Source organism: Flagellimonas sp. B-3 (genome assembly GCF_056857835.1).
Map to the genome: position 1 here is coordinate 194,278 of NZ_JBSXNW010000022.1, position 18,697 is coordinate 212,974.

The window sequence follows — 18,697 nt, forward strand, 5'->3', positions numbered from 1 at the left end:
AACGTAAAAGGCAAAACTAAACTTATGTTTCAATTTTTTTAATAAATACCGTCAAAACACGGAATTCACGGGTGAATGGAATCCACTTTGGTATATTTTTACTATGCGCGATGATGCAGAATTAACAAAAGTTTAGAACCGCTTAATTTTTTATATCATCTTCATAAGTTTTCTTTAACTTGTAATAAACACGTAGAAATGAAAAATGCTTTTTTGATATTGTTCTCTTTGCTTGTGTCCGGCTGGTCCATGGCACAGGATTCGCGCCAAATGCTCAGGGGCAAGGTGCTGTACAGGAGTTCCAATGTCCCTAACGAGAACGTTATCAATTCCACCAGCGGTATAGCTACCATTACCGACGATAACGGAGAGTTTATGATAGCGGTAAAGGAGGGTGACCAGTTGGTGTTTACGGCGGTAAACTATCAATTGGAGGTAGTCACCGTTACCCCCGAAATATTGGCGAACAACCGTTTGGTGGTCGAAGTGGACGAAAAAGTACAAGAACTGGACGAGGTTGTGGTGACCCCCGAAAACCAAGAAAGATTCCTTCAGGTAAAAAATGAGGACTTTAAAGAGTTCAATTATGAGATTGATAGGGGGACCGAGGTGGAAAACATTGCCAATTCCCAAATAACACGGGGTATGAAGCATGGCCTCAATTTTGTAAACATCTTCAAGGCGCTGTTTAAGCCACAGGAGGTCAACGGACAGCAAAGGGCACCGCTTAAGGTGAGCGAAGTGCTCCGACATGTGTACGACGACGAATTTTTTGTAGTGGACCTAAAGTTGCCACAGGACAAAATAGATGCTTTTCTCTTGTATTGTGATGATAAAATACCTTCCCAGACACTGCTCCGAAAAGAAAACGAATTTCAGTTGATCGATTTTCTGGTGACCCAAAGCAAGGACTTTTTGGCAACTTTGGAAGAGGAATGAAACGATTTTTTCTTGTTTTGGTTTGTTTTGCTGCCCATCGGGGCTTTTCCCAAGAAACAGATAGCAAAGTGCTGCAAGGAAAAGTTACCAGTACCGATAAGGACGTGGTTGGCGTGGTGGTCCAAAACACTTCCACAAAAGACGCCGTTATCACCGATATTGATGGGAATTTTGCCATTAGGGTGCGGTTAAACGATACGCTGGTGTTTTCCGCCGTTCATTTTTTGAAAAAATCCCTGCCCGTTACCGAAACGCTATACCAATCCAACTTTGTGGAGGTTCCCATGCAGGAATTCGTAAACCAATTAAAAGAAGTAGTGGTGACTCCCTACAATTTAACCGGGGATCTAAGCCGCGATGTGGATAGGGTCACCTTCGAAAAGGCCGTGAGCGCAGAGGCCTTGAACTTGCCCAATGCCCATAGGCGTGTGCCAACGCAGAGCGAGCGGAAACTGCAACAGGCCACGGCAGGTAAGTTTAATGTGGGGATGCTATTGAGTCCCCCTTTAGATCCCATTATCAATGCCATTACGGGACGTACCAAAATGTTGAAGAACAGGGTGAAAGTGGACAAGACCTACGCCCAAACGCAACAGGTACAAGGTTTTTATGCGGATTCCCTTTTTTTGACAACGCTTAAAATCCCCATGGATAAAATAGATGATTTCATGTATTTCTGCGAGGTGGACGAAGCTTTTCAGGCGGCGGTGGAATCTCAGGATAAATTAAGGATATGGGATGTAATGATAGAAAAAAGCCGAGCTTACCGAGAAAACAACGACTTGGATTGAGTTTTTGGGAGTTGGATGTCGGATGTCGGATGTCGGGAGCCTGGAGTCTAGAATCTATTTTCTAAAATCTAGAGTCTTACGTCTTATGTCAGTTTATGCAGTCAGCAGTAACCTTGCCTTTGCTGTATGGTCTTGATTCTTGAACTTGATGTATGAGCTTGAACTTGAGCTTGAGCTTGATACTTGAGCTTGAACTAGTGACATTGAGCACCTGCCAGCAGACACGAATTTCACGAATCGCCACGAATACCTTTGCTCTTGAATCTGATGTTTGAACTTGAACTTGGGTTTGTCGTTTGAGCTTGATACTTGAGCTTGAACTAGTGACATTGAGCACCTGCCAGCAGACACGAATTTCACGAATCGCCACGAATACTTTTGCTCTTGAATCTGATGTTTGAACTTGAGCTTGGGTTTGTCCGATGTCAGTTCGCAGTAAGCAGTAGGCAGTATGCTGTAACCTTAGCCTTTGTTGTATGTTCTTGAGCTTGATGTTTGAGTTTGAGTTTGAACTTGAACTTGAAAGTAAATAGTTTGGCAGGTAAATTGCAGAAAGTTTCATAAAACTGTAACATTGTCGCACAATTAAAGTCTAATAACACATGATGAAACTGAAAAAAGCAAGAATGATGGTATTACCTTTGGTAATGTTGTTGTTCTTGTCTTTCTCATCCGCCCATAAATTCTACGTAAGCGTTACCAATATAGCCTACTCGGAGGAGGATAGTGCTTTCCAGATCACCAGTCGGATATTTATAGATGACCTCGACAAACTCCTTAAGGAACGCTATGGCATCGAGGCCAAGCTGGCTACCCCGAAAGAATCCAAGATCGCCGATGAATATATCGAAAAATATTTCCGATCAAAGTTTATAGTGGAGTTCGATGGAGAGCCCGTTCCCTATAATTTTTTGGGAAAAAGGTACGATACCGATGTGGTCATCTGTTATTTGGAAATTACCAATGTTGATTTATCCAACGTAAAAACCATGTCCGTTCAGAACGAGCTGCTTACGGATTTGTTCGACGAACAGAAAAACGTGGTCCATGTGAAGTGGAAAAACAACAAAAAAAGCTTTGTACTCATCAGGGAGAAGAATAAAGGAATGTTAAACTTATGACGTATTCTTAACAATTGGTTAAAATATGTTATTTTTCACAGCTATAAAATCAGATAGAAAATGAACAGATTCAAGTATTGCTTAGCTTCCGTGTTGTTCCTTTTTGGAGCCGTGGTCATGGCACAAGAAGAGGGAGACGTTAAAGAAGAACGGGAGCCCGGACATTACAACCAAAGTAAATTTAAACAATTGTACGAGGAGTTTTCAACTCCAAACACATACCGGTCCGCATCAGGTGCGCCCGGTCCCGATTATTATCAGCAACAGGCGGATTATGTAATGGATATTCACCTGGATGATAAAAATGCAAAGATCAGCGGTGAGGAGACCATTACGTACCATAACAATTCCCCGGACGATTTGGAATTTCTTTGGGTACAATTAGATCAAAATGTACGTGCCAAAGATTCAAAATCACCCTTGCGCGATGGTAATGGCGTGAACATTGCCTACACGGCGGACAATTTTGCGCAAACCTACATCAGCGAGCCATTCGATGGCGGTTTTAATATTGAGTCGGTTACCGATGATAATGGAAAACCGTTGTCCTATACCATCAACCAGACCATGATGCGTATCAATATTCCAGAAGCACTTAAAAGTGGGGAAAAGATTTCTTTCTCCATTAAATGGTGGTACAATATTCCCGACCATACCGTAAACAGGGCACGCTCGGGCTACGAGTATTTTCCAAAAGATGGAAACCGTGCCTACGTAATTGCACAATTCTTTCCAAGAATGGCGGTGTACAGCGATGTGGAAGGGTGGCAAAACCATCAGTTCTGGGGTAGTGGAGAGTTTGCATTGCCATTTGGTAATTATGATGTGAGCATCACCGTTCCTGCAGACCATATTTTGGATGCTACTGGTGAGCTTCAAAACCGTGATGAGGTTTTTTCCAAAGAAATGATGAAGCGCTACAAGCAGGCCAAAAAATCGTACGACAAGCCAGTACTTATTGTAACCCAAGAAGAAGCGGAAGCTGCCGAAAAAGGTTTCGCTACCGATACCAAAACTTGGAAGTTCAAGGCAACCAATGTTAGGGATTACGCTTTTGCAACATCCAGAAAGTTTATCTGGGACATGCAAGCCGTTAAAATCGGAAGCAAAGATGTAATGGCCGTATCCATGTATCCTAAAGAAGGTAACCCACTTTGGGAAGAGCAATCTACCAAAGCGGTTGCACAAACCTTAAAAACATACTCAAAACACACATTTGATTACCCTTACCACAAAGCCATCTCCGTACATGCCAAAAACCAAGGAATGGAATACCCAATGATCTGTTGGAACTACGGACGTCCAAACGAGGATGGCACGTATTCCGATAGGGTTAAATACGGAATGATCAGTGTGATCATCCATGAAGTTGGTCACAACTTCTTCCCAATGATCGTAAACTCCGATGAGCGTCAGTGGGGATGGATGGACGAAGGTTTGGATACCTTTATGCAATATCTGGCCGAGCAAGAGTTTGGAAAGAACAACCCAGAAGTTATCGCCCCTAACGAAAAATACCCATCAAGAAGAGGGGAAGCCGCTAAAATAGTTCCTTACATGGCAGGTGATCAAAGTTATATTTCACCCATCATGTCAAATCCGGAAAACGTGTATCAACTAGGTCCAAATGCCTATGGCAAACCAGCAACTGCTCTAAACATTCTTAGGGAAACTGTAATGGGTGAGGAATTGTTCGATCATGCATTCAAAACCTACGCACAACGTTGGATGTTCAAGCACCCGACCCCAGAAGATTTCTTCCGTACCATGGAAGATGCTTCCGCAGTGGATTTGGATTGGTACTGGAGAGGATGGTTCTACACCACTGACTATGTTGACATAGGCGTAAAGGGTGTTAAAAAATACTACGTGTCCAACAAGCCTACCAAGGAAATGGAAAAATACATGGCCGACAGGAACCTTACCGAGGCCGACCTTCCACCATTGGTATACTTGGCCGAAGAGGACAGCGAGGATTTTTCCCCAGAGCTAAAAGGAAAATCCCCGACCGAGACTTCCCAGAACCTTAAGGAATTTATGATGGACAACATGACCGAGGCCGAAAGAGCCCAGGTTAAAGAGCCAAAGTATTTTTATGAAATCACTTTTGATAAGCCAGGAGGTATTCCCATGCCTTTGATCGTGGAGTACACTTACGCGGATGGTACCACGGAGAATGTTACTTATCCTCCAGAAATTTGGAGAAAGAACGATGCCGAGGTAAAAAGAGTGATGGCAACCGAGAAAGAATTGGTGGGAATTGTAGTAGATCCAAAATTGGAAACTGCGGATATTGATACCACTAATAACGCTTGGCCCAAGAAAGAGGAAAAATCGGACTTTGATAAGTTCAAGGAAAACATCAAAGGAGACCAATAGTATTAAAAACTATGTTAAGAGCCTCGTTATTTAACGGGGCTTTTTTTATTTTGAAACCAAGTTCTGATTATATTTGTGGCATGCAATTTCTATTCATTAGCGGAGCTGAGATTTTTTTCATCCTATTCATCGTGGTGATGGTATTTGGAGCGGATAAGATTCCTGGCATAGCCAAGGGGCTCGGTAAAGGAATGCGTCAACTCAAAGACGCCACGGACGATATTAAGCGTGAAATCCAAAAGACCACGGATGTGGACACGGACTTCACCAAAAATATCCGTAAGGAAATCGATGATGTAAAAAAGAACGTGAACGAAGTTTCCGGCTCCATCAAAAGAGACCTCAATAAGAAATAGATTCCTATGTTGGATAAATTGCTCAGATGGGATAGGGACGCTTTTGTTTATCTCAATGGTCTGGGCATAGAGAGGTACGATATGTTTTGGTCCACCGTGACCAATATCACTACTTGGATTCCCCTTTTTATCCTCTTTCTAGTATTGTTTTTCTTGAAATTTTCTAAAAGGGAAGCTTTTTACAAATTTTTGACGGTTGTGGGTCTGGCAATTTTTATTGCCCTCATCACACATTGGACCAAAATTTCGGTGGCTAGGTTAAGACCGAATAATGTGGAAGAAATCAATACCCTGATACGCATTTTAAAAACCCCAACGGACTATAGTTTTTTCTCGGGCCATGCCTCCAGCTCGTTTTCCATAACCATGTTGGTGTTCCTTTTTCTTCGGCAAAGAGTGAAATGGGCCATGCTGTTTTTTATTTGGCCCATATTGTTTGCCATGAGCCGAATTTATGTAGGGGTACATTTCCCTATCGACATTCTAGTGGGTATGGTAGTAGGTTTACTGTCCGGATGGCTCTTTTATTGGCTGTACCAACGTTTTATAGCACCCTACTCAATGTCAGTCCATCCCTGATTGGAAGTAAAACGGTTTCCACTCTCGGGTCATTTTTTAATTTTTGATTGTATTCCAATAGTGCGGCAGTAGCCTTGTCCGATTTCTGTATGGGTTCGACCACCTTTCCGGACCAGAGTACATTGTCCGATAGAATCACACTGCCCGGATTTGTTTTTTTGATTGCCGCCTCAAAATAAGCATCGTAGTTCACCTTTTGGGCATCAATAAAAACAAGGTCAAAAGAGGGTTCCAATGTTGGAATAATCTCCAATGCATCCCCAATATGTTGTTTAATTTGAGGACCGAACCCACTTCTGTCAAAATACTTCCGCTGCATTTCATAAAGTTCCTCGTTTACCTCAATGGTGTGCAATTCCCCCTCTTTTTGAAGCCCCTCTGCCAAACACAAAGCCGAATATCCCGTATAAGTGCCTATCTCCAAGATATATTTGGGATTGATGATTTTGGACAACATACTCAAAACTCGACCCTGAAAATGCCCCGTGATCATTCTAGGTTGAATCACTTTTAAATGGGTTTCACGGGTAAGTTCCTGCAACAATTCAGGTTCGTCCTCCGAACTGTTGGCAATGTAACTCTCCAATATGGGTGAAAGGAAATGCATGAGATATTTTTCGCAAAAATATAGAAAAGAACTACATTGGAATATTTCTAAAAGCAAAAGCATTCCATGACGTTACCAAAGGTAAACATACGCACAGCAACCTTGGACGACCTCCCCTTGTTGTTGAGTTTTGAGCAAGAAATCATTAAGGCCGAACGTCCGTTCGATGTTACCATTAAAAACGGTCCCATAAGTTATTACGATATTGGTGAGATGATTCAGGATTCCAAAGCCCATGTGATTGTTGCTGAGGTCGGTGGTAAAATTGTGGCCTCGGGCTATGCCATTCCCAAAAAGGCAAGACATTATTTAGATCATGAATTTTACGCCTATCTGGGTTTTATGTACACCGACGAAGATTTTAGGGGACAAGGAATCAATGCCATGATTGTGGAAGAACTCAAGAATTGGTCGCACAATCAAGGTTTTAAAGAAATTAGATTGACAGTCTACAACGAAAACCAACCGGCCATTAAAGCGTATGAAAAAGTAGGGTTTAAAAAGCACATCATCGAAATGCGATTGGAGTAATTTCTTTTCCTAAGATTACTTTCACAAATCGTATTTTTGAAGCAAACCAAAATAAGAATGACGTTCCAAAATACGCTTGAATTTGCAAAAAAGCTCGATGCTTCCGACACCCTTGCTGCCTATAGAAACGAATTTCACTATCCGCAAGTAAACGGGAAGGATGTAATCTACTTCACGGGAAATTCCCTTGGCCTTCAACCCAAACGCACCCAAAAATTTGTGGATGAGGTTATGAAAGATTGGCGGGAACTGGCCGTGGAGGGGCATTTTTATGCAGATAAACCTTGGTGGGATTATCACGAAAGACTGGCCGAAGGTTTGGGCAAGGTTGTAGGGGCAAAACCCAAGGAAGTTTCGGTGATGAACACGCTTACCGTCAATCTTCATTTGTTGATGGTGTCCTTTTATAGACCTACCGAAAAGCGATTCAAGATTATATGCGAGGAAAAAGCATTTCCATCTGACCAATATATGCTGCAAAGCCAGGTCCGTTTTCATGGATTGGACCCCAAAGATGCCATAGTTGAAGTAAAAAAGAGGGACGGGGAACATGCATGGCGCACGGAAGATATTATTAAAAAAATCAACGAGGTGGGAGACGAACTGGCCTTGGTATTGATGGGCGGTGTCAATTACTACAATGGCCAAGTGTTGGATATGCAAACCATTACCAAAACAGGTAAGGGCGTTGGCGCCTTTGTGGGCTGGGATTTGGCCCACGGAGTTGGAAACATCAAACTTAGTCTTCATGACTGGGGCGCTGATTTTGCCGCCTGGTGCAGTTACAAATACATGAACAGTGGTCCCGGGAACGCATCTGGGATTTTTGTGCATGAAAGACATTTGGGAAAAGAAGATATTCCTCGTTTTGAAGGCTGGTGGGGCACCAAAAAGGAGACCCGCTTTTTAATGCAACCTGAGTTTGACCCCATTGAAAGTGCCGATGCATGGCAATTGAGCAATCCGCCCATATTATCCATCGCACCTTATTTGGCATCCTTGGAGATATTTGATGAAGTTGGGATGGATGCCCTTGTTAAAAAGCAAAAGACCATTGTGGCCTTTTTGGAGTTTGTACTTCATGAGATTGACAAGGAAGTGGACAGCACCTTCGAAATAATTACCCCGGAGGCAAGAGGTTGCCAGCTTTCCGTGTTTTTGCACGGAGAAGGGAAGCCCATCTTTGATTATTTAATGAAAAACGGTGTGATAACCGATTGGAGGGAACCCAATGTTATACGATTGGCCCCGGCTCCCCTTTATTGCTCTTATGAGGATATGTACCGGTTTGGGCAGATCTTGAAAGCGGGCATACAGGGCAAATAACCAATTAAATTAACCAACCAAACTCTACCAGCGTATGAAATCCCTATGGCTTATTTTATCCAAACCGAGATATTTTGGTGTGGCATGGGTGTTTACCAGTATCAATATTTGGTTTGGTACTTGGGCCATTTATATCCCCACAGTAAAGGAAAAACTGGATATAGATAAGGCCGATTTGGGTATAGCTCTATTTTGTTTGTCCCTTGGGGTTTTCACCATTTTTCCGGTAGCTTCCAAAATCATCAACAAAATCGGGGTTGGCAGGGCATCTTGGTATGGGGTGCTATTTGCTTCTGTAACGGCCATGCTGCCGCTTATGGCACCCAATTATTATTTGTTGATGGCAGGCCTCTACCTTTTTGGGGCCAGCAACGGTTTTATCGATATCGCCATAAACACCTTGGTCACCGAAATTGAAAAGGAGGATAAACAAAATTTTATGTCCGCAGCCCACGGTTTTTTTAGTCTGGGGGGTATTTTGGTGGGACTGGGCAGCTTCTTGATTCCCGTGATTGGAAACCCTGTGCTGCACATGGGTATCACCGTGGTTTTGGTGTTTGCCATCAATTTTTTTCTAAAAAAGCATTATGTCCATATAGTGGCCGCTCCTGTAGAAAAAGAACCTTTTAGTCTAAAACTATTTAAACCTTTATTGCTTTTGGGTATTATCGGGTTTGTTTCCTTTGGAAGTGAAGGTGCAATAATCGACTGGAGCGCGCTCTACCTTAAAGAAATGACCACGGCGCCGGAACTGCTCATTGGGGCGGGATTCTTGGCGTTTTCTACCACGATGACGTTGGGTCGATTTCTTGGTGATGGCATTAGTGCCAAAATAGGTCCCATTAAAATAGTGGGGCTGGGTGCTTTTATCGCTGCCATTGGTTTTGTTCTGGTGCTGACGCAAAACACCACTTGGTCCATTATTGGCTTTGCTTTTAATGGCCTAGGATTTTCGGTGATTGTTCCTGAATTGTTTAGAATTGGTGGTAATGTAAAGGGGGTGGATTCCTCCCAAGGGGTGGCTTTTATCGCAGGTTCGGGGTATATCGGTTTTTTGTTAGGGCCAGTAATCCTTGGATTTATTGCCGAAAGTGCTTCCTTAAACTATAGTTTTGTATTGCTGTTGTGCATGGCCCTTATGGTTTTGGGGATTACTTTTTTTCTGGGTAGGAGGGGGAGGTGAGTTGTTTTTTATTGGGTTTGATAATGGTTTTGTGTATGGAGGGTATCCCGAGGGTATGGACTAGATACCTTGTTGTCCTTACTTTTTTTAATTTTTTGTTTTCAATTTTAATGTAATCTCACCAATGTTGTAGGCATAAATTGATGCAGGTATAAATGTGAATTTTAATTCTTGAATTTCTTTTGATCCTAATTGATCAATAGAGGTTGTTACTGCTGATTCAAAGTTATTTTCCTTACAAAAGCTTATAAGGCTTTTTAATTCTTGAGGTTTGTAATAAAATCTGTTGCTCCATTTAATTTCAACACCCCAAATTGGTCTGTAGCTTTTGTCATCTACTAAAACAAGATCTACTTCTCCTTCTTTTCGACCTTCTTTCCATCTTGCATATGTTAAGTCTAATTGCTCTCTATGCATCCATTGGGAAAGGATAGCGGTTTCTACCATGTTCCCCATTTCTTGGTCAGTTTCAGTTATTGGTGAAAATAAAGCAGTTCTAAGAGATGGGTTTGTTAGGTAAACTTTGAATCTGGTGATTCTTTTTAATCTTTTTGCGTTTATTCCAACTTTGTTCAAAACTTTAATTAAAAAAGCTGCTTCCAAATATTCAAGATACTTTTTTAAAGTATCTTTTTGAATACCGCTTTCCTTTGACATTGTCTCATACGAAAACTCATTACCTGTATTATAGGCTATGTATGTAAAAAATCTATTTAATTCTTGGACATCTTTAATTCCATATAAACTCGGTAGATCTCGCAATAAAACTTTGTCTACTATATCGTTCTTGACATATCTACCCATATCACTTTGAATTTTTTCTGATAACACAACTTCAGGGTATCCTCCAAAATTTAAGTAATGTACAAACTCTTTGTTCAGCTCTTTAGTGTCATGAGTTAAGCAATATTGTATGCCCTTATCTCCGTATTGAATCTCACCTTCATAAATTAAGTGATCCAACTTTTTCAGATGAATATATTCTTGAAATGTCAATGGTGGTAAAAGGAAATCAGTAAACCTTCCCGCCCCACTTTCCGTGCTATGCCATTTTAAGGCAGCCGCGGCTGATCCCGATACAATAAACTTTGTTTCAGGATATGAGTCTACTAAAACTTTTAAATGTCTTTCCCAATCTTTCAGATATTGTATTTCATCAAAAAATACAAAACAACCATTTAGATTTTCAAGAGCCAAAGACTCTTTACAGAGCGATAAAATATCTTCTAAACTTAAATTCACATAGATGGGATTGTCAATTCCTATAAAGAAGATTTTTTGCGGGTTTATACTTTCTTCAATTAGATTTTCAATACAGTGGAATAGCATCACTGTTTTACCCACTCTCCTTGGTCCCATCAGAACCAAAGCTCTTTTTACACTCCTTTCAAGAACAAAGGGATAAAAGAGATCAAAATATAGCCTCTTTGACATTGAACTATATGTCTTAGGAATATCCTTGGTTACCCACCATGGGTTTTCATAGCGAAGCCGCTCAATAATCTTCTCTGTTGGAATAAGGTTTGCCATTATTGGGTATTCTTTTTAATTCAACAAAAATATATAAAATAAACAGAATTAAAACTATCTATTTCAACAAATAATATTGATTTAAGTGTAAAAATACAGGGAATGTAGTTAATTTTATGAATGAAGCACAACTTGTTTACAGCGATATTTTAATCACTATATCCCCAAATTGGGATATAAAAGACGCATCACATCATCGTTCAGTTATGTGTGGGCGAACCTTAAAAATATTTTTTTGAGTTTTCTAAACTCAAAAATCAACCAGAATTCTATTCCTTCCTCACCGAAAGCCCCGTAAAATAAAGACTGGTGCCACCTTCGGGGCGGTTGTGTTGTTGGGCAAGTTTAATGCCTTCCATATCCACATAATCTTCCCAAGTAGAAACCAAGTTGGGTTCTTCTTGGTTGGATTTGCGATAGGCCCATTCCCGAACAATATAATCATCCTTAAAATAGAAGTCGTAGGCATCACCGGGAGTGTAACCACCTTCGTTGGCATACACAATGGTGAGTTTTTGCATGGGCTCCTCACTAATGGGGGCGGTTACTTCCGGGAAGTGTTCAAAAGTATAGTTGTTGGCATCCCACATCAAATTAAAGGGAGCCATCAACCAGTACCTGTCGTTAATAAAACCACCATTGGTTTTTAGGGCAATGCTATCCATGTTTGCACGGTCGTAAGTCAAGGTATCTGCTCCGGAGATGGAGGTAATCGTATTGGTTTTGGTTTCCCAATGCCAGCTACGCTCAAAATGCATGGAATCCCTATCTACGTTGAAGGTAAAGGTGATTTTTTTCACATCCTTCCAGTTGTCAAAACCGTGCGCCTCCGCGATTAGTTCGGGAACGGTTTTTTCAGTTTCGGAGGGTCTGGAAGTTGCTTCGGGTTTTTTGGAATCTGTTTTGCAGGAGAAAATCAATAAAAAGGCGAACAGTCCAACGATGTAATGGGTCTTCATATCTGGTTTTTAATCAAATATACTAGGAAAATCTTTTAATTTGCGCCCCATTTTAAAAAGCCTGACCAAATAAACCTGTTTTTGGAGTGACCTTTTTTAAAAAGCTGTTTCTAATACTTGTAAGTAACCCCGACAAAGCGTTTTTGGAAAAGGAAGACTTATACGTGCATCTTTCTGATGAGGAATTAGTGAAACAGATTGTGGCGGACAATGACCCTATGCTATTCGGGAAATTGTACGACCGCTATGCGAAAATGGTCTATAACAAATGTTACGGATTTGCAAAATCTGCTGACGAGGCGGAGGATTTGACACAGGATGTGTTCCTCCAACTTTTTATCAAACTTCGAACCTTTAAAGGGAAATCGAAGTTCTCTACATGGCTGTATTCTTTTACCTATAATTTTTGTGTGAACTATGTAAATCGGAACAAGCAACTAAAAATACGGGACCAATCCGTACAGGTTGAAGTTTCCGAACATAAGCTTACCGAAGAAGTGCCCGATGAGAGTTTATACGAAATGAAAGCGGATAAACTCAAAAAGTGCTTGGATCTTGTCTCGGTCGAAGATAAATCCATTTTGTTATTGAAATATCAAGATGGCGCCAGCATAAAAGAACTGGTCAGTTTAATGGACATAGGGGAGAGTGCGGTGAAGATGAGGCTCAAAAGAGCTAAGGAACGACTATTGGAAATCTATAATACCCTGGAATAGATGGCAAAGAAACATAAAAACCCATTTAAAGAGCTGGAGGCCTCCCTACACGAGGCTCCGCCCGAAATGAAGCAAAAAGTGATGAACGACATTGCTGCGGCAAAGTTGATCATGGACATGGCTTCATTGTTCTCTATCAATTTGGGGGGTGCTTTGCGCAAACTATTCAAAACCTTGGGCGAAAACAACTAACAGAACACTATAAATAAACATCAACTATGGAGACTATTAATGATTGGAAAAATGTGACCCTTGACTCGTTATCGGGCATGGGCAAAGAGATAGCATTGGCCTTTCCTAAAATTTTGGGCGCAATTGTTATTTTATTTTTAGGTTGGATCGTTATTAAGATCGTAATGTTCCTATTCCGGAAAATCCTCAAAATCGCCAAAATACAAGTACTGAACGATAAAATAAACGGAATGGACGTAACGGGCAAAAGCGACCTTAAAATAGACCTCACCAAAATAATATTGGGCTTTGTTCGGTGGTTTTTGATCCTGGTCTTTCTTATTGTGGCGGCCGATATTTTGGATTGGAAGATCATATCCCAGGAAATAGGTAATCTTTTACATTATCTGCCCCGATTCTTTAGTGCACTTGCACTTCTAATGTTAGGGTTCTACATTGGTAACTTTGTAAAGAAAACCATTAAACGACTTTTTGATTCCCTCGAATTTGGTGGTTCCAATCTGGTGAGTAACCTGTTTTTTTATGTGATTGTAATATTTATGTCAATTACTGCATTGAATCAAGCTGGGGTAGATACAACCATAATCACCAACAACATAACTTTGATCTTGGGGTCTTTTCTTTTGGCATTTGCCTTGGGTGTTGGATTGGGTTCCAGAGAAATTGTTGCAGACCTGCTTAGGTCTTTTTACACACGAAAAACTTATATGGTGGGTGATAAAATAGTTATTGGTGATGATGAAGGAACCATTAAGGCCATAGATAATAACAGTCTTACTTTGGAGACCCAAAAAAGTAAATTTGTGATTCCGATCAAAGATGTAGTGTCGCAAAAAGTGGAGATAAAATCATAATCCAAGTATTGTGATGAACAAGTGCGGAAACTTCCTTGGAATTTGATTATTTTTGAAGTCTTACAACACCTAAAAAATGAGTTCAAAAAAAGGAAAAGTTCAAGAGTTGATCCAAGAAAAACTGTTAGAGGACCGCAAAGTGTTCTTATGGGGCCAAGTAGATGATGATTCTGCGAAGCACGTAATAGATAGGTTACTCTATTTGGATATGCTGAACAATAAAGAAATTCAATTGATAATCAATAGCCCAGGAGGGTATGTAACCTCTGGTTTTGCCATTTATGATACCATTAAACAGATAAAAAGCCCAGTATCCACGGTTTGTTCCGGTTTGGCCGCCTCTATGGGATCCATACTTTTATCGGTAGGGAAAAAAGGCAGGAGATTTATTCAGCCACATGCCCGTGTCATGATCCACCAACCTAGCGGTGGAGCAAGGGGACAGGCTTCGAATATCGAGATTCAGGCCAAGGAAATCATAAAAACAAAAGAACTTGGTGCCAAAATTTTATCGGAAAACTGCGGACAACCTTTTGAAAAAGTCATGAAAGATTTTGATCGCGATTATTGGATGGGAGCAGAAGAATCTGTGGAATACGGTATTGTGGATGAAATCCTAAAATAGGATAAATCAATTCCATAAAAGTGAAAAGTCCTTCGCAATTGTTTGTGAAGGACTTTTTATATATAGGCGCCGAAGCGGAATATTTTATATATATACGGTAACATTTGGAGCCAAGGTTTACACGCTTATGTTAAAAATTCTTAACACTCCAAACTATATCTTTACAGGAAAGTGCAAAACCTGCGTAGTAAGGAGATTTGGAAGGGGAATGCGTGAACATAAAAAATTAAAATTCCGTATTTTAGCCGCTTAATCAGAATTCGCCCATTGGGCATCTATGGCACAGACTCCAAAAAATATAGCCATCATCGGTTCCGGATTGGTGGGTTCCCTTTTAGCAATTTATTTACGAAGAAGTGGGCATACAGTTACTGTATTCGATAGAAGACCGGATATAAGGACCATCAAGTTCTCCGGGCGTTCCATTAACCTTGCAATGAGCAATAGGGGATGGCGCTCTCTGGATGAAGTGGGCATTGGGAAAAAAATCAAGGAAATAGCCATTCCGCTCGATAAACGTGCAATGCATGTGAACGATAAACCGGTCTATTTTCAGAAATATGGGAAAGACGGGGAGGCTATTTGGTCTATTTCACGGGGAATTCTCAACAAACGGATGATTGATTTGGCTGAAGGTGAGGGTGCCTCGTTCCGATTTAATGAAAAAGTTTGGGATGTTGATTTGCCCGAAGCTAGAATCTATACAGGAGAAACCGAAAAAAGCGAATGGAAAGCGTATAATTTTGACCTGATTTTTGGTTGTGATGGAGCCTTTTCAAGGGTACGCCACAAAATGCAGCGCCAAAGTAGGTTTAACTATTCCCAGAACTTTATTGATGTAGGCTACAAAGAGCTTACCATACCTGCCAATGAGGATGGTACCCATAAGTTGGACAATAGCTCGTTCCATATTTGGCCAAGAGGTGAGTTTATGCTCATCGCCATGCCCAATATTGATGGCAGTTTTACCTGTACCCTGTTTTTGCCTTTTGAAGGGGAAGTCTCTTTTAAAAGTATCGAGACCGAAAATCAGGCCCGTGAATTTTTTAAAAAATACTTTCCCAATGTTCGTAAAGAAATTGAGGATTTGACCAAAGATTTTTTCAATAACCCGACCAGTGCCATGGTCACCATGAAATGCTATCCTTGGACGTATTGGAACAAAGTGGCCTTGGTAGGCGATTCCGCCCATGCCATCGTGCCATTTTACGGACAGGGCATGAATGCCGGTTTTGAGGATATCTACGTGCTCAATCAGTTAATGGAGAAACATGGGGATGATTGGGAGGCCATCTTTTCCGAATATCAAGAAGAACGGAAACCCAATGCCGATGCAATTGCCGAACTGAGTTACAGAAACTTTGTGGAAATGAGCAGTAAAACAGCAGACCCAAAATTTTTGTTGCAAAAGAAGATTGAAAAACATTTTGCCACCAAGCATCCGGAGAAGTGGGTACCAGTGTATAGCCGCGTTACTTTTTCTGATAGGCCCTATGCCGAAGCTCTCGCCATAGGTGATATGCAGGAAGAAATTATGCAGCAAGTAATGCAACTTCCCAATATTGAAGAAAAGTGGGATTCCAAGGAAGTGGAAGACAAAATCTTGGAACTCTTGACAGATAATAAAGCACCCTAATTTGTCATTTTGAGCATAGCGAAAAATCTCTCTCTTTATTGATTGTCATATCGAGCGCCCGCCTGCCGGACGGGCAGGGCAGTCGAGATATTTTTTTAAGTAGTAGTTTGACACGCCCGCCTGCCGGAGCAGGAATTGCACTAATTTTCTTTTGTCATTTCGAACGGATGTGAGAAATCTGTGGTTAGCTGAGATTTCTCCATTGATGCTTTGCATCTCACTCCCTCAACCCAGCCATAATCCCCCTGATTGCTTCTGCAACATCCTGCACCTCCCTTCGGGAGAAGGTGTCTTGTTCTAAAAAGAACAACATAAAAATCCCTAACTCTAAAATTTGGGCCAGTTTTTCAGGAGAGCCGTAATGGTCTATGATCCATTCGTTAAATAACTTGTCTTTTTCCATATCAAGAACAAGAAAAGCCTTTTACCGCACCTGGTACATGTCATAAATGACAAGTAGAAAAGAAAATCGCATCAGCCAAGCTTTGGAAGTCCCTTTATTACAAATTTGTGATGTGAACTAGAAACTCATAACTAGTCCTCCTCCTCAACCGTAAACCCGCGGATGGCTTGGTTGGGTTCCATAATGGTATATCCTTTCCAAAATTCGGGCTTGTATCGGGGCATGTACGTAGCTCGAACCGTTTTGTCTTCGGTAAAGGTTTTAAACTCGTTTTCGGAAATGTCGTCTTGGTTAAACACCACCAGTTCCCATTTGTTGGTCATGTTCATACGAAAATCAATGTTCAGCTTCAGTTCGTTTTGCTTGCGGCGACCCTTTACATGTTTATTCTTTTCCACCACTTTTAGGGGGCGGTCCACCCCAAAATATTTACCATCGGACAAATCCATAAACTGAAGGTCGTACTTGCCATTGGGCAATTTGGCAAAACGCATGGTGCCTTTGTATACCGTTTCGCGGTAGGTAATGCCCAATAGTCTAAAGTTCCGCAGACGCTGAGTGTTCGCAAAATCCAGTCGCATTACGGCAAAGTCCTCAATATTTATATAAAGGCGCCCTTTAAAATCAGCACTACTTCGTTTGGGCCAAAAGTCCACTACGTAAACCCCATCGTTGCCAATATCGGCATAACCCGCTAATTTAAACTCGTATCTGCGGGTTTTGTCCACGAAGTCCAGTTTGGTGTCTTCTTTATAGTACAGTTGGCTCAATAGTTCCTTAAACTGCCAACGTTGGCTGTCCACCAAGCCCGAAACGCTATCTTTTTTTACTTGGGCCTTTACCTTTTTTACTTGATCTATCCGTTCATCATCCATGGTGTCCAAAATGGAATCCACTTGTATTTTTTCGCTAAAAATGCCGGATTTGATTTTTAGGTAGGAGCCAGGTTTTACATTCTGTTTGAAGATTTCCTCCATGTGCTCGGCCAAGTCCTCAAAAGAACCCACCTCCCTTTTGTCGTATAGGTCGGCCGCTTTAATGATGTTGATTTTGTAATCCGTGTTTGTTTTGTAAAGGTCGCCGAAACTCTCAGTATAGTGGGATGCATTTTTTGGAACGGATCTAGCAATGCTGTCCATCAATTCTTTGTTCAGTTCTTTTATAGATGATTTTTCAAAGCCAAAATCCACCTTGTGCATATTGGCCAGTTCTGATTTCCGAAGGAAAAACCGTTGTTTTACAGGGTTTTTGTTCACATTTTGGGGTATGTTCTCTATCATTTTTTCAATGATGTCATCTACTTCCAGTTCCTTGTCAAAAACATAAACTCCGCTCAGTTCAATAGCTTTTGCATTTAAAGCCACCAAGCTGTCTTGCATTTGCCCCAGAGTGAAGCCTTTTTTCTCGTACCCCATAGAGGTTACATAGATGGAATCGTGCAGGGTGGAGCCCTCTTTCAACACAAAACTAAAGCGACCTTCCTCGTTAGTAATTGTACCTTGGTGTTCCCCATACTGGATGGTGGCGTATGGAATCCCTTTTTGGGTCTTGGCATCCACCAAACGGGAACTCACGGTCTGCGCAACTAGGGGAAAACCCACCAAAACGGTGAATACGGTAAGGAGAAGAGTTTTTTTAACGGACATAGTTTTATGTATGGTTACATTAGTAAGACTCCTTTTGGGGAGGAAAGGTTGCCTGTTGTTTAGACGAACCTTAAGGAAATTTGTGACAAAGTGCGAAGAAAAATGGAATCGCACACGTGGCTTAATAGTATTTTAACAGCTTAGGAGTTAGGAGTTAGGAGTTAGTGCAAGGTGGGAAGGGCGAGTACGTATTATTTAGAGCTGTGACAGATTGAGCGGAGCAATTTTTTTGGTTTTTTTTGACACGTCTGCCTACTGCAAGCAGGAATCACACGAATTATCACAAATGTTCTGGATGTCATTTCGAACGAATTTGAGAAATCC

The 18,697-nt window shown here is 41.2% G+C and carries 20 protein-coding genes; 14 read left to right on the forward strand and 6 right to left on the reverse strand.

The annotated features are described in order from the left end of the window. The first annotated feature begins 198 nt into the window (after window positions 1-198). A complete protein-coding gene (locus AC13CS_RS10870) occupies window positions 199-939 on the forward strand; it encodes a carboxypeptidase-like regulatory domain-containing protein (protein ID WP_293167611.1) in 741 nt (246 codons plus the stop codon). Next, window positions 936-1,730, forward strand: coding sequence for a carboxypeptidase-like regulatory domain-containing protein (locus AC13CS_RS10875; protein ID WP_293167609.1), 795 nt, complete (start codon window positions 936-938; stop codon window positions 1,728-1,730). Before AC13CS_RS10870 ends, AC13CS_RS10875 begins: the two co-directional genes overlap by 4 nt. A gap of 88 nt (window positions 1,731-1,818) precedes the next feature. On the opposite strand, the gene AC13CS_RS10880 is transcribed toward AC13CS_RS10875, so the two are convergent. Continuing rightward, window positions 1,819-2,292 carry a hypothetical protein gene (locus AC13CS_RS10880; protein ID WP_293167608.1) on the reverse strand — a complete coding sequence of 158 codons (474 nt, stop codon included), beginning with the start codon at window positions 2,290-2,292 and terminating at the stop codon, window positions 1,819-1,821. Window positions 2,293-2,332: 40 nt separating this feature from the next. Here AC13CS_RS10880 and AC13CS_RS10885 point away from each other — a divergent pair, with 40 nt between their 5' ends. The 4 genes from AC13CS_RS10885 (at window position 2,333) to AC13CS_RS10900 (ending at window position 6,165) form a co-directional block, all read left to right on the forward strand. Then, window positions 2,333-2,851, forward strand: a complete 519-nt coding sequence (locus tag AC13CS_RS10885) for a DUF6702 family protein (protein WP_293167606.1) — start codon at window positions 2,333-2,335, stop codon at window positions 2,849-2,851. 60 nt (window positions 2,852-2,911) lie between these two features. Then, on the forward strand, window positions 2,912-5,230 hold the full coding sequence (locus AC13CS_RS10890; protein WP_293167604.1) for a M1 family metallopeptidase: 2,319 nt from the start codon (window positions 2,912-2,914) through the stop codon (window positions 5,228-5,230). An 80-nt stretch (window positions 5,231-5,310) separates the two neighbouring features. Then, window positions 5,311-5,586: a Sec-independent protein translocase subunit TatA/TatB gene (locus tag AC13CS_RS10895; protein ID WP_041801460.1), complete on the forward strand. Its 276-nt coding sequence runs from the start codon at window positions 5,311-5,313 to the stop codon at window positions 5,584-5,586. A 6-nt stretch (window positions 5,587-5,592) separates the two neighbouring features. Then, window positions 5,593-6,165 (forward strand): phosphatase PAP2 family protein, encoded by a 573-nt coding sequence (locus AC13CS_RS10900; protein WP_293167600.1) that lies wholly within the window; start codon window positions 5,593-5,595, stop codon window positions 6,163-6,165. On the opposite strand, the gene AC13CS_RS10905 is transcribed toward AC13CS_RS10900, so the two are convergent. Then, complete coding sequence (locus AC13CS_RS10905; protein ID WP_293167598.1) at window positions 6,131-6,772, reverse strand: O-methyltransferase; 642 nt, start codon at window positions 6,770-6,772, stop codon at window positions 6,131-6,133. The genes AC13CS_RS10900 and AC13CS_RS10905 overlap by 35 nt on opposite strands. Window positions 6,773-6,838: 66 nt before the next feature. Between AC13CS_RS10905 and AC13CS_RS10910 the strand changes: the two genes are divergently transcribed. The 3 genes from AC13CS_RS10910 to AC13CS_RS10920 are packed head-to-tail and all read left to right on the forward strand — an operon-like array spanning window position 6,839 to window position 9,812. After that, window positions 6,839-7,303: a GNAT family N-acetyltransferase gene (locus tag AC13CS_RS10910; RefSeq protein WP_293167596.1), complete on the forward strand. Its 465-nt coding sequence runs from the start codon at window positions 6,839-6,841 to the stop codon at window positions 7,301-7,303. 57 nt (window positions 7,304-7,360) lie between these two features. Further along, window positions 7,361-8,629, forward strand: a complete 1,269-nt coding sequence (gene kynU / locus AC13CS_RS10915) for a kynureninase (protein WP_293167594.1) — start codon at window positions 7,361-7,363, stop codon at window positions 8,627-8,629. Between the two features lie 34 nt (window positions 8,630-8,663). Then, on the forward strand, window positions 8,664-9,812 hold the full coding sequence (locus AC13CS_RS10920) for an MFS transporter (protein ID WP_293167592.1): 1,149 nt from the start codon (window positions 8,664-8,666) through the stop codon (window positions 9,810-9,812). 87 nt (window positions 9,813-9,899) lie between these two features. Here the strand turns inward: AC13CS_RS10920 and AC13CS_RS10925 are convergent, their stop codons facing one another. Both AC13CS_RS10925 and AC13CS_RS10930 read right to left on the reverse strand, forming a co-directional pair. After that, window positions 9,900-11,342, reverse strand: coding sequence for an ATP-binding protein (locus AC13CS_RS10925; protein WP_293167590.1), 1,443 nt, complete (start codon window positions 11,340-11,342; stop codon window positions 9,900-9,902). A 269-nt stretch (window positions 11,343-11,611) separates the two neighbouring features. Next, a complete protein-coding gene (locus tag AC13CS_RS10930; protein ID WP_293167588.1) occupies window positions 11,612-12,301 on the reverse strand; it encodes a hypothetical protein in 690 nt (229 codons plus the stop codon). 86 nt (window positions 12,302-12,387) lie between these two features. Here AC13CS_RS10930 and AC13CS_RS10935 point away from each other — a divergent pair, with 86 nt between their 5' ends. The 5 genes from AC13CS_RS10935 (at window position 12,388) to AC13CS_RS10955 (ending at window position 16,324) form a co-directional block, all read left to right on the forward strand. Beyond that, window positions 12,388-13,017, forward strand: a complete 630-nt coding sequence (locus tag AC13CS_RS10935) for an RNA polymerase sigma factor (RefSeq protein ID WP_293167586.1) — start codon at window positions 12,388-12,390, stop codon at window positions 13,015-13,017. Then, on the forward strand, window positions 13,018-13,209 hold the full coding sequence (locus tag AC13CS_RS10940) for a hypothetical protein (protein ID WP_293167584.1): 192 nt from the start codon (window positions 13,018-13,020) through the stop codon (window positions 13,207-13,209). It abuts the gene before it with no gap. A gap of 26 nt (window positions 13,210-13,235) precedes the next feature. Next, window positions 13,236-14,063, forward strand: a complete 828-nt coding sequence (locus tag AC13CS_RS10945; RefSeq protein ID WP_293167582.1) for a mechanosensitive ion channel family protein — start codon at window positions 13,236-13,238, stop codon at window positions 14,061-14,063. 76 nt (window positions 14,064-14,139) lie between these two features. Further along, on the forward strand, window positions 14,140-14,688 hold the full coding sequence (locus AC13CS_RS10950) for a ClpP family protease (protein ID WP_163625126.1): 549 nt from the start codon (window positions 14,140-14,142) through the stop codon (window positions 14,686-14,688). A gap of 277 nt (window positions 14,689-14,965) precedes the next feature. After that, a complete protein-coding gene (locus AC13CS_RS10955) occupies window positions 14,966-16,324 on the forward strand; it encodes an FAD-dependent oxidoreductase (RefSeq protein WP_293167579.1) in 1,359 nt (452 codons plus the stop codon). A gap of 217 nt (window positions 16,325-16,541) precedes the next feature. Here the strand turns inward: AC13CS_RS10955 and AC13CS_RS10960 are convergent, their stop codons facing one another. Both AC13CS_RS10960 and AC13CS_RS10965 read right to left on the reverse strand, forming a co-directional pair. Continuing rightward, window positions 16,542-16,727: a hypothetical protein gene (locus tag AC13CS_RS10960; protein WP_293167577.1), complete on the reverse strand. Its 186-nt coding sequence runs from the start codon at window positions 16,725-16,727 to the stop codon at window positions 16,542-16,544. Between the two features lie 131 nt (window positions 16,728-16,858). After that, a complete protein-coding gene (locus AC13CS_RS10965; protein WP_293167575.1) occupies window positions 16,859-18,373 on the reverse strand; it encodes a peptidase associated/transthyretin-like domain-containing protein in 1,515 nt (504 codons plus the stop codon). Between the last annotated feature and the right edge of the window lie 324 nt (window positions 18,374-18,697).

Excerpts from the sequence above, each read along its gene's own strand:
- AC13CS_RS10870 (WP_293167611.1), top strand. The coding sequence starts at position 199 with ATGAAAAATGCTTTTTTGATATTGTTCTCTTTGCTTGTGTCCGGCTGG.
- AC13CS_RS10875 (WP_293167609.1), top strand. The coding sequence starts at position 936 with ATGAAACGATTTTTTCTTGTTTTGGTTTGTTTTGCTGCCCATCGGGGC.
- AC13CS_RS10880 (WP_293167608.1), bottom strand. The coding sequence starts at position 2,292 with ATGAAACTTTCTGCAATTTACCTGCCAAACTATTTACTTTCAAGTTCA.
- AC13CS_RS10885 (WP_293167606.1), top strand. The coding sequence starts at position 2,333 with ATGATGAAACTGAAAAAAGCAAGAATGATGGTATTACCTTTGGTAATG.
- AC13CS_RS10890 (WP_293167604.1), top strand. The coding sequence starts at position 2,912 with ATGAACAGATTCAAGTATTGCTTAGCTTCCGTGTTGTTCCTTTTTGGA.
- AC13CS_RS10895 (WP_041801460.1), top strand. The coding sequence starts at position 5,311 with ATGCAATTTCTATTCATTAGCGGAGCTGAGATTTTTTTCATCCTATTC.
- AC13CS_RS10900 (WP_293167600.1), top strand. The coding sequence starts at position 5,593 with ATGTTGGATAAATTGCTCAGATGGGATAGGGACGCTTTTGTTTATCTC.
- AC13CS_RS10905 (WP_293167598.1), bottom strand. The coding sequence starts at position 6,772 with ATGCATTTCCTTTCACCCATATTGGAGAGTTACATTGCCAACAGTTCG.
- AC13CS_RS10910 (WP_293167596.1), top strand. The coding sequence starts at position 6,839 with ATGACGTTACCAAAGGTAAACATACGCACAGCAACCTTGGACGACCTC.
- kynU (WP_293167594.1), top strand. The coding sequence starts at position 7,361 with ATGACGTTCCAAAATACGCTTGAATTTGCAAAAAAGCTCGATGCTTCC.
- AC13CS_RS10920 (WP_293167592.1), top strand. The coding sequence starts at position 8,664 with ATGAAATCCCTATGGCTTATTTTATCCAAACCGAGATATTTTGGTGTG.
- AC13CS_RS10925 (WP_293167590.1), bottom strand. The coding sequence starts at position 11,342 with ATGGCAAACCTTATTCCAACAGAGAAGATTATTGAGCGGCTTCGCTAT.
- AC13CS_RS10930 (WP_293167588.1), bottom strand. The coding sequence starts at position 12,301 with ATGAAGACCCATTACATCGTTGGACTGTTCGCCTTTTTATTGATTTTC.
- AC13CS_RS10940 (WP_293167584.1), top strand. The coding sequence starts at position 13,018 with ATGGCAAAGAAACATAAAAACCCATTTAAAGAGCTGGAGGCCTCCCTA.
- AC13CS_RS10945 (WP_293167582.1), top strand. The coding sequence starts at position 13,236 with ATGGAGACTATTAATGATTGGAAAAATGTGACCCTTGACTCGTTATCG.
- AC13CS_RS10950 (WP_163625126.1), top strand. The coding sequence starts at position 14,140 with ATGAGTTCAAAAAAAGGAAAAGTTCAAGAGTTGATCCAAGAAAAACTG.
- AC13CS_RS10955 (WP_293167579.1), top strand. The coding sequence starts at position 14,966 with ATGGCACAGACTCCAAAAAATATAGCCATCATCGGTTCCGGATTGGTG.
- AC13CS_RS10960 (WP_293167577.1), bottom strand. The coding sequence starts at position 16,727 with ATGGAAAAAGACAAGTTATTTAACGAATGGATCATAGACCATTACGGC.
- AC13CS_RS10965 (WP_293167575.1), bottom strand. The coding sequence starts at position 18,373 with ATGTCCGTTAAAAAAACTCTTCTCCTTACCGTATTCACCGTTTTGGTG.